Origin of the sequence: Bacillus sp. AY3-1 (assembly GCF_008368785.1) — a bacterium.
Taxonomy (GTDB): Bacteria; Bacillota; Bacilli; order Bacillales; family Bacillaceae_G; genus Bacillus_A; species Bacillus_A wiedmannii.
Window position 1 is genome coordinate 185,507 of sequence record NZ_QORZ01000012.1, and the last position, 8,982, is coordinate 194,488.

Annotated in this window: 9 protein-coding genes and 1 pseudogene; 5 read left to right on the forward strand and 5 right to left on the reverse strand. The window is 33.7% G+C overall.

All coding sequences use genetic code 11. The annotated features are described in order from the left end of the window. Positions 1 to 142: 142 nt before the first annotated feature. The 5 genes and pseudogenes from DN389_RS08975 to dpaB form a co-directional block, all read left to right on the forward strand. Complete coding sequence (locus DN389_RS08975) at positions 143 to 1,042, forward strand: polysaccharide deacetylase family protein (RefSeq protein ID WP_098189996.1); 900 nt, start codon at positions 143 to 145, stop codon at positions 1,040 to 1,042. Positions 1,043 to 1,128: 86 nt separating this feature from the next. After that, positions 1,129 to 2,370 carry a M16 family metallopeptidase gene (locus DN389_RS08980; RefSeq protein ID WP_000593006.1) on the forward strand — a complete coding sequence of 414 codons (1,242 nt, stop codon included), beginning with the start codon at positions 1,129 to 1,131 and terminating at the stop codon, positions 2,368 to 2,370. 129 nt (positions 2,371 to 2,499) lie between these two features. Further along, positions 2,500 to 2,751, forward strand: a complete 252-nt coding sequence (locus DN389_RS08985) for a YlmC/YmxH family sporulation protein (RefSeq protein ID WP_001239751.1) — start codon at positions 2,500 to 2,502, stop codon at positions 2,749 to 2,751. A 274-nt stretch (positions 2,752 to 3,025) separates the two neighbouring features. Further along, positions 3,026 to 3,928, forward strand: a complete 903-nt coding sequence (dpaA, locus tag DN389_RS08990; protein ID WP_149237023.1) for a dipicolinic acid synthetase subunit A — start codon at positions 3,026 to 3,028, stop codon at positions 3,926 to 3,928. Further along, positions 3,925 to 4,350 (forward strand): annotated as a pseudogene (dpaB, locus tag DN389_RS08995) (dipicolinate synthase subunit B); the annotation flags it as partial. The gene dpaA and the pseudogene dpaB, both read left to right, overlap by 4 nt. A gap of 32 nt (positions 4,351 to 4,382) precedes the next feature. Here the strand turns inward: dpaB and DN389_RS09000 are convergent. The 5 genes from DN389_RS09000 to DN389_RS09020 all read right to left on the reverse strand — a co-directional run bounded on the left by DN389_RS09000 (position 4,383) and on the right by DN389_RS09020 (position 8,803). Beyond that, on the reverse strand, positions 4,383 to 5,930 hold the full coding sequence (locus tag DN389_RS09000) for a recombinase family protein (RefSeq protein WP_149237024.1): 1,548 nt from the start codon (positions 5,928 to 5,930) through the stop codon (positions 4,383 to 4,385). A gap of 222 nt (positions 5,931 to 6,152) precedes the next feature. After that, positions 6,153 to 6,686, reverse strand: coding sequence for an ImmA/IrrE family metallo-endopeptidase (locus DN389_RS09005; protein WP_149237025.1), 534 nt, complete (start codon positions 6,684 to 6,686; stop codon positions 6,153 to 6,155). 104 nt (positions 6,687 to 6,790) lie between these two features. Further along, complete coding sequence (locus tag DN389_RS09010; protein WP_149237026.1) at positions 6,791 to 7,396, reverse strand: hypothetical protein; 606 nt, start codon at positions 7,394 to 7,396, stop codon at positions 6,791 to 6,793. Further along, entirely contained in the window at positions 7,380 to 7,997 is a 618-nt protein-coding gene (locus tag DN389_RS09015) for a hypothetical protein (protein WP_149237027.1), read from the reverse strand. The genes DN389_RS09010 and DN389_RS09015 overlap by 17 nt, the downstream gene beginning before the upstream one ends. 26 nt (positions 7,998 to 8,023) lie before the next feature. Beyond that, complete coding sequence (locus DN389_RS09020; protein WP_149237028.1) at positions 8,024 to 8,803, reverse strand: hypothetical protein; 780 nt, start codon at positions 8,801 to 8,803, stop codon at positions 8,024 to 8,026. Between the last annotated feature and the right edge of the window lie 179 nt (positions 8,804 to 8,982).

The following is an 8,982-nucleotide window of genomic DNA, read 5'->3' on the forward strand; positions in this document are numbered from 1 at the left end:
GTTAAACTGGCTTTTTTTGTTATGTAAAAAATATGATTTACATATATTTTTATGTCAGTATAGGTATAGTTTTCATTATAACGCTCAAATTAACAAAGATAAGAAGAAAAAAGGTTTTTATATAGTTAATGGGAGGGTTTATATGAAAGCTCGTATATTGGCATACATATGTATATTCTTTTTATATGTCAGTGTAGGCTCTTATTCCGTTTTTGCACAGGATAACTTATATGAAGAAATTCAAAAACATGCAAAACAATATGAGATTGCACCTCAAAACGCGATGATTGATAAGATATGGAAATTAACACCAGGATATAATGGAAGACAAGTTGATATCGAAGCATCTTATAATAATATGAGGAAACTAAAGAAATTTGATCAAAAATATCTGGAATTCAAGGAAGTATCACCGAGTGTCCACTTAGAAGATTTATCACCAGCTCCAATTTATAGGGGACATCCAAATAAAAAGATGGTGGGATTAACAATAAATGTGGCGTGGGGAAACGAGTATTTGCCTCGTATATTAGAAATATTGAAAAAACATGATGTGAAAGCGACTTTCTTTTTAGAAGGACGTTGGGTGAAGGAAAATTTGCGATTTGCAAAAATGATTGTTGATGCAAATCAAGAAGTCGGAAATCATTCTTACACACACCCTAATATGAAAACGCTATCTTCTGATGAAATCCGAGATCAGTTACAAAAAACAAATCGAATGATCGAAGCAGCTACGAATCAAAAGGTAAGATGGTTTGCTCCGCCGAGTGGAAGTTTTCGGGATGAAGTCGTGAAAATTGCAGATGATTTCCAAATGGGAACGATTATGTGGACTGTAGATACAATTGATTGGAAGCGACCTGAACCAGAGGTACTATTGCAGAGAGTGATGACAAAAATACATCCAGGTGCTATCGTATTAATGCATCCAACTTCATCTACAACAGAAGCATTAGATACAATGATTACAAAATTGAAGGAACAAGAATATAAAGTAGGGAATATAACAGAATTACTGGATGAAAAACGTGTGGATTAAATACATTTGCATGACATTCATCCTTAAACTTGTTATCATTAAATAATAGCAATTAATTAGAGAAACTGGCAGTAGGAGGAAAGTTTTTGATTAAAAAATATACTTGTAAAAATGGTGTAAGAATCGTTATGGAGAATATACCAACAGTAAGATCGGTTGCAATTGGTATTTGGATTCATGCGGGATCAAGAAATGAAAATGAAAAAAATAACGGGGTTTCCCACTTTTTAGAGCATATGTTCTTTAAAGGAACGGAAACACGTAGTGCACGCGAAATTGCAGAATCATTTGATAGCATTGGTGGGCAAGTGAATGCTTTTACTTCAAAAGAATACACTTGTTACTATGCAAAAGTGCTAGATGAGCATGCTAAATATGCTTTAGATGTATTAGCAGATATGTTCTTTAATTCAACATTTGATGAGGAAGAACTGAAAAAAGAGAAGAATGTCGTATGTGAAGAAATTAAAATGTACGAAGATGCTCCAGATGATATTGTGCATGATATGTTAACGAAAGCAACATATGAAACGCATCCACTTGGATATCCTATTTTAGGAACGGAAGAAACGCTTGATACGTTTACAGGTGATACGCTACGCCAATATATCAAGGATCATTACACACCTGAAAATGTCGTTGTTTCAGTTGCAGGAAATATTGATGAAGCATTCTTGCAAACGGTAGAGCAATATTTCGGTAGTTATGAAGGAACAACAAACCGTGAACAAGTACATAGCCCAATTTTCCATTTTAATAAGGTAGCACGTAAAAAGGAAACAGAACAAGCTCATTTATGTTTAGGATATAAAGGCTTACAAATGGGACACGAAGATATTTATAACTTAATTGTATTAAATAACGTTTTAGGCGGTAGTATGAGTAGCCGTTTATTCCAAGAAGTACGTGAGCAACGCGGGTTAGCCTATTCAGTATTTTCTTACCATTCTTCTTATGAAGATACAGGTATGTTAACGCTGTATGGTGGAACAGGTAGCCAACAATTAGATACACTGTATGAAACAATGCAAGAAACATTAGAAACATTGAAAAATACAGGTATTACAGAAAAAGAGCTTATTAATAGTAAAGAGCAATTAAAAGGAAACTTAATGTTAAGTTTAGAAAGTACGAATAGCCGTATGAGCCGTAATGGTAAAAATGAATTGCTACTTCGTAAGCATCGTTCACTTGATGAGATTATTGAAAGTGTAAACACAGTAACAAAAGAAAATGTTGATGAGTTAATTCGTAACATGTTTACAGATGAATTCTCTGCAGCATTAATTAGTCCAGATGGAAAACTTCCAAAAGGAATAAAACTATAATTGCTTTATATGAAGTATGTAAAAATAACCGTATCTCTTTTAAAAGAGATACGGTTATTTTTTTTTGATATACAGAATAGGTACTAATTATGGATAACTTAAATTCATAATTCGGTAGGGGGAGAGTGTATGCGATTAAGTGAATTAAGTGGCAAAGAGATTGTAAATTTAGAAAGAGCAGAAAAAATGGGAGTTTTAGGTTATGTGGATTTAGAGATTGATGAGAAGGATGGCCAAATACAGGCTCTTATCATACCGGCTGGGAAATGGGGAGGTTTTAAAAAGGAACCACAAGAAGTAAGAGTCACGTGGAGCCAAATTAAGAAAGTAGGGCACGATATGATCCTTTGTGATATTACGGATCATTCAAATTCGAAGTGAAAGGTGGCCATTTTGGTCATCTTTTTTTTGTTCATTCTCTTCTGAGTAAAAGCTCACATGAATCGAGCGTTTACCGGAAATCAATTTCCCGTATAATGTCCTCTCATATGTCGAATGTTGAGATGGAGGTCTAACTGCATACAAATAGCGGGATAAATCATACGTGCTTTTGTTTTTCAATCACCTAAAACTCGTACATTACATATGATGTGGAGGAAAAAGAAAAAGTAGGCACTTTTCTTATAAATGACAGAAAAAGAAGGTGAATTAGGGAATGTTGACTGAGATGCATATTGCTGTCATAGGAGGAGATGCAAGACAGCTAGAAGTAATTCGCAAGCTAGTTGAATTGGATGCGAAACTTTCATTGATAGGGTTTGATCAGTTAGATCATGGCTTCACAGGGGCAGCAAAAGAAAGTATACAAAATTTAGATTTCACTTCTGTAGATGCAATTATTTTGCCAGTTGCAGGTACAAATGCTAAGGGAGAAGTAGATACTATTTTTTCAAACGAAAAAGTTTCTATAACGAAAGAACAAATTGAAAATACACCAGAACACTTTACTATATATTCAGGTATTGGTACGCCTTACTTGGAAAATCTCGTATCTACTACAAACCGCAAACTTGTTAAATTATTTGATCGTGATGATGTGGCAATCTACAATTCTATACCAACTGTAGAAGGTACATTAATGATGGTAATTCAACATACCGACTATACAATTCATGGTTCCAATGTAATGGTTTTAGGATTTGGTAGAACAGGGATGAGTGTTGCCAGAGCATTTCAATCATTAGGAGCCCATGTCAAAGTTGGAGCAAGACGATCGGAACATATTGCACGTATTACAGAAATGATGTTTTCTCCTTTTCATATGCAAAATATTGAGAAAGAAGTAGGAAATAACGATATTGTCATTAATACAATTCCGCATCTCGTCGTGACAGCGAATGTTATTTCGAAAATGCCGGCTCATACGTTAGTAATTGATTTAGCTTCTAAACCAGGCGGTACCGACTTTAGATATGCGGAAAAAAGAGGAGTCAAAGCGCTGTTAGCACCTGGATTACCAGGTATTGTTGCTCCAAAAACAGCAGGACAAATTTTAGCGAACGTTCTTTCTCAGTTACTAGCAGAAGACGTAATAGCAAGAAAGGAGAATGGGGAATGAATTTAAAAGGGAAAAGAATAGGGTTTGGTTTTACTGGTTCACATTGTACGTACGAAGAAGTAATGCCTCATTTAGAAAAATTAATTGCTGAGGGAGCAGAAGTACGCCCCGTTGTTTCTTACACTGTTCAATCAACAAATACGAGATTTGGCGAAGGAGCAGAGTGGATTAAAAAGATTGAAGAAGTAACAGGCTTTAAAGCGATTAATTCCATCGTTGGTGCAGAACCACTAGGACCTAAAATTCCACTAGATTGTATGGTGATTGCGCCACTAACAGGAAATTCTATGAGTAAATTTGCAAATGCAATGACAGACTCTCCAGTATTAATGGCAGCAAAAGCGACGCTAAGAAATGGCAAGCCTGTCGTATTAGCTGTTTCGACAAATGATGCTTTAGGGCTTAATGGGGTAAATCTAATTACACCAACAAGGTGACGACAAAGCATAAACGCTTATATGTCGCCATCTTGAGGAAGCTTAGGGTAAAGCACAAGTTCGAAATCATCGAGCCTTTGCCACTTTTCTTTCTTATAAATAGCCTTTTCTAAAACCGACTTTAGGAGGCTGTTTTTCTTTTTGGGATCATCTGTTTTAAAGTACAGATCAAGAACATGCTCCACTTGAGGTATTGTATCTTTCTTAACTTTTTCCTTCTTAATTTCGGTTTTAATTTCTTTCTTTAAGTTTTCCATCGTGGAAGTAATTTCAGTAATACGATCAGAAACTACATTCGAGCGTTCTAAAAACATATCGACTGTGTAAACGCCACGTTCTAATAAATCATGTAAGTTATTTTTTTGTTTTTGGACATCCACTAATTCTTTTTCAAGCTTACGTAATGCAGCTTCATTCATTTGAATAACTTGTGTTTCTTTTAATTTGTCATCTTGCTTATGTTTTTCAAAATCAGCTTTATAATTGATGTACCATTCTTTTAATGCCTCGAGTAAACGCTTCTCAATTAATTCAGTATAGCTTGATTTGTTTTCACAACCACGGTGCTTACAATCCATCGTTTCTTTTCGGTTCTTCGGATAACGTTGGACCATGCTATAACCACATTTACTACATTTAATAATGCCAGCTAGAGGATTTTTAATTCCGTTCGTATTGTAAGGAACGTGATATCTTGAGTTTAATTTTTCTTGTACTTGTTCAAATAAACTTTCAGGTATGATTGGTTCATGTTTGCCATCAGCAATAATCCAATCTGATTTATCTTGACGAGCACAACTTCTTTTTACGGCATCAGGCTGTTTTACTTCTTTTCGTTTTTGCCACGTTACTTTTCCGATGTACACATTATTTTTTAATATATCCAAGATGCTGTAGGGGTTCCATTCATTACCTAGCTTACTTTTGTAGCCAAGATCATTTAATTTGCTTCGGATTGCGTTAGCGCCCATATCCTCGTTTGCATACCAATCGAATATCATTCTTACAACAGAAGCTTCTCCTGAATTAATTGTTAAAGTACGTTCTCGCTTATTTAAACGGTGGATATCATAACCATAAGGCGCATGGGTACCGAGGTAATTCCCAGCCTCCACACTAGCGACACGGCCGCGTTGCATACGGCGTGTAATAATCTTTAACTCCTTACGTGCCATAAAAGCTTCAAATTCGCTGTATTCTTCGTCCCACTCATCATTAAGGTCATAAGTCTTCCTAGGTGTCATAATCTTCGTATTCGAGCGTTTAAACGTCTCTAAAATGATTCCTTGCTCTTTCATACCGCCACGACCTAAACGGTCCATATCCATACAAAGAACAACATCATATTTGTTATCTTCAATTTCTTCAAGCAATGCTAACATTTCAGGTCGTTTCACTAAACTCTCACCAGAAACGATTTCCTCACGAACAGCTAAAACATTTAAGTTCATTTCCTTGGCAATTTTCAGCAGGGTAGTTCGATGTTTTGCTAATGTTTCTCCTTCGCCTCGTGCTTCGGCTTCGAGATCGGCGCGGGATTTTCTTAAGTAGATTGCGGTTTTCATAGTAGTACCTCCTCATTGATAAAATTATACGAATTGTAATGTATAGAAAGAAGTTAAATATAATGGGAAAAGTTTTCTGCAATATGAGTACTTTTTCCTGTTATCATTTTTTATTATCAGCTTTTTGGATATTTCATTTTGTAAAATTTCATTATTAGGTTTAATGGATTATAGGGATGATTTACATTGTAATGTCATGAAACAAAAAGAAGTTAAATAAATTTATGGTGTAGTTAAGCAGCATGCTTTAGAGAATGTTTTTTGTAAATAATTAGCTAACAATTGATTTTCATAGTACAATAAGCGTTTGTGTGCTGTTTCAAATGAAACATTGAATGTTTCTACTATTAGGTGAATTGCCTCTAATTTTGTATTAGGAAGCTCTAGTTGTCTAAGCATAAAAGTAGGGATACAAAAGTGCAGCATGAAATTATTTGCTTTAGCTTCTTGGTAATCTAAAAACATCTTTGGGATATGTAGTTGATTACCTTCATGAAATAAAATATGACAAAGTTCATGCCCAAAGTCTTCCCATTGATGATAGTGTGACTTTCGATTATCAATAATTATACTGGGCAAATTATTTCTACAAATAGCACGGCTCCCTAATGGAGCGAAGTGGAGCCAAATATTTAAGTTTTGAGCAATCGTTATCATATCAATTTTTTCAGGAACAAAGATAAATAGAGAGTGATATAAGTTCTTAATGTAGTCTTCAATGTATGTAGTATGATATTTTTGTTTTATTATATGCATAATCGTGTACTCCGTTAATTTTGATTGAACATACGTTCTGTTTTTAGGGGAAAAGAAAAGCCTATGAAGGCTTTTTGAGAGAATACTAGCTAAAAAATTGTAAATCAATGTACCTCAATTGAGTTTCTTATTTCTCCATTTAGTTTAGAGGTTTCAGCTGTGATTTTATATTTCTGTTCTCCAGAACTATTAAAACAGCAATTAAATTCATAGACAAAATACTTATTTTCAATAATTTTGGTAATGTTACTGTGATTAATAAAATATTTATATTCTTCAGCGTGTGATATAGGAGCAATAGGAAGTGTCCCAACCGTAATATTCCAAGGAGCTGAAGTATTAATTTCTAAATCAGGCGGATTGCTTAGTTTTATAGGGGAATTAATAACAATATGACAGACGTAATTGCTATTCCTCAAAAAGGTTCCTGTAAGATTTTGGGGATCAAAAGCAATATCAAATGTTTTTGATCCATTTACTTTTTTTGTCAACAACATAGCAGACATATCATCTTTATAATTCTTAGCTTCATTTTCAAACTCACCTGATTTAATGGCAAAGAATTGAGTTAGAACTGCAAAACAAACCACTGTGGTACTCCAATACAGTGTAGATGCTTCTATAAGCTTACCACCGTTAAAGAGTGAACCAATATAACCTCCTAGAACTATTAAACCTGCTGTAATTAAAAAGTTAATCCACCAACGCATTCATTATTACCTCTGTAAATTTAATTAAGTAGTCTTCATCACTATTATCTACTGACAAGACTCCTCGATTGTGTAATGAAATTAGACGATCTTCTACATTAAGAAGTACATATTCTATAGTGCAGTTATCAGCAACTTGTAAAAATCTCTCTAGTTTTACGTGTTCCAAAACCTGATCTTCTCCATCTTCATCCACAAAGTCTAATTGCTTTATTTTACCATCAAGTGTAGAAACTAACCGTTTGATAACATCACTATCAAAATCAAGCTTATCAAATGAAACATTTGTTTTTTTACTAATATAATCTAAAATTTCATTTGTGTATCCTTCGTTAATTAGTTCGACAAGGAAATAATTACTATTTAAAAATAAAAAAGAATTTACGTATTGAGAAAATGGGAAATTTATGTAATTACCGCCAGTTTTTGCTCCAACATTGTACTCATCAGGAATATGGAAAACGATATGATAGAAATTATGGTTTAGTTCATTAGAATGAAACGTATTAATACCAGTTTTTTTGGCAAGAAAGCTGGTTCTTTTTTTTGTGATTTTAAGTAGTTTTTTACTATCACTTACTTTATATATATTAAATTGCATTGTAATATCCCTCCTGTAATACGGGATTAACTTAATTCTCCAAGTTTTTTTATTAAGTATACCACAAACTCATGGAATAATTGTTCATTTGCAAATTCCTCTTCGTTTACAATAATTCGATTTTTACTACTATATAGAGTAACGGTAATTAGTGTAGGCGCACCTTGAACACTATAGGGCATTTCGAATTTTATATGAGACATTTCTCCGTGTTCTTGATATTGCTGGTCAATTTGAGAGGGATCTGTGTCATTAGCTGGATCAATTTCAAATGATACTTTTTTTGTACTATCACCATGTTTAATGATTTTATTAAAAGAGGCAGCTCGCCAAGTATAGTGTTCTTTAATAGAACGAATTAATGAATCGTTTATTTGTAATGCGGATGTTTCAAATCCTAATAATTCGATTTGGGCCCTAACTTTAGCTTTGGCTCTTTCTTCTAGGGAATTATCAAACATAACAATTACTTGGTTGTCGGTTGTTATGTACACTCTAGATTTTGTAGAATAAGAATGTTGTTTTCTTTCAGTTGTAAAACACCCTTCAGTGAAACGTGCTTCATTATAATAGCCTAAACTTGTTGTTGTTAAGCAAAAGGCTTGAATAGTTTGATCAGTTCCTACATTTATGATTTCAATATTATGATACCCTTCACCTTCAGCATACCCATCTTGATTTATTGGTACACGATGCTCGGCCATTTTTTCTTGGACTATATCTAATTTCAATAAGCCTTCATCACACAGAAACAGATCAGGCTGATCTGCAGTATTTAATTTATATGAATAAAAATATCTTGCCATAATTTTTTCCCCTTTAAACTAAGTTAGTTCTCTTTTTAAACATAATAACCGTTTTGTGTAAATTATAACATTACAAAATAATGATTTTAACGTATTGAAATATGCCACTTTTAGAAATTGATAAAAATTCTTATATTATGAATTTAAGTGATTTTTATCCAATGATAATGTAAATAAAA

Coding starts and splice junctions, on each gene's coding strand:
- DN389_RS09015 (WP_149237027.1), bottom strand. CDS start 7,997: ATGCAATTTAATATATATAAAGTAAGTGATAGTAAAAAACTACTTAAA.
- DN389_RS08985 (WP_001239751.1), top strand. CDS start 2,500: ATGCGATTAAGTGAATTAAGTGGCAAAGAGATTGTAAATTTAGAAAGA.
- DN389_RS09000 (WP_149237024.1), bottom strand. CDS start 5,930: ATGAAAACCGCAATCTACTTAAGAAAATCCCGCGCCGATCTCGAAGCC.
- DN389_RS09020 (WP_149237028.1), bottom strand. CDS start 8,803: ATGGCAAGATATTTTTATTCATATAAATTAAATACTGCAGATCAGCCT.
- dpaA (WP_149237023.1), top strand. CDS start 3,026: ATGTTGACTGAGATGCATATTGCTGTCATAGGAGGAGATGCAAGACAG.
- DN389_RS09005 (WP_149237025.1), bottom strand. CDS start 6,686: ATGCATATAATAAAACAAAAATATCATACTACATACATTGAAGACTAC.
- DN389_RS09010 (WP_149237026.1), bottom strand. CDS start 7,396: ATGCGTTGGTGGATTAACTTTTTAATTACAGCAGGTTTAATAGTTCTA.
- DN389_RS08975 (WP_098189996.1), top strand. CDS start 143: ATGAAAGCTCGTATATTGGCATACATATGTATATTCTTTTTATATGTC.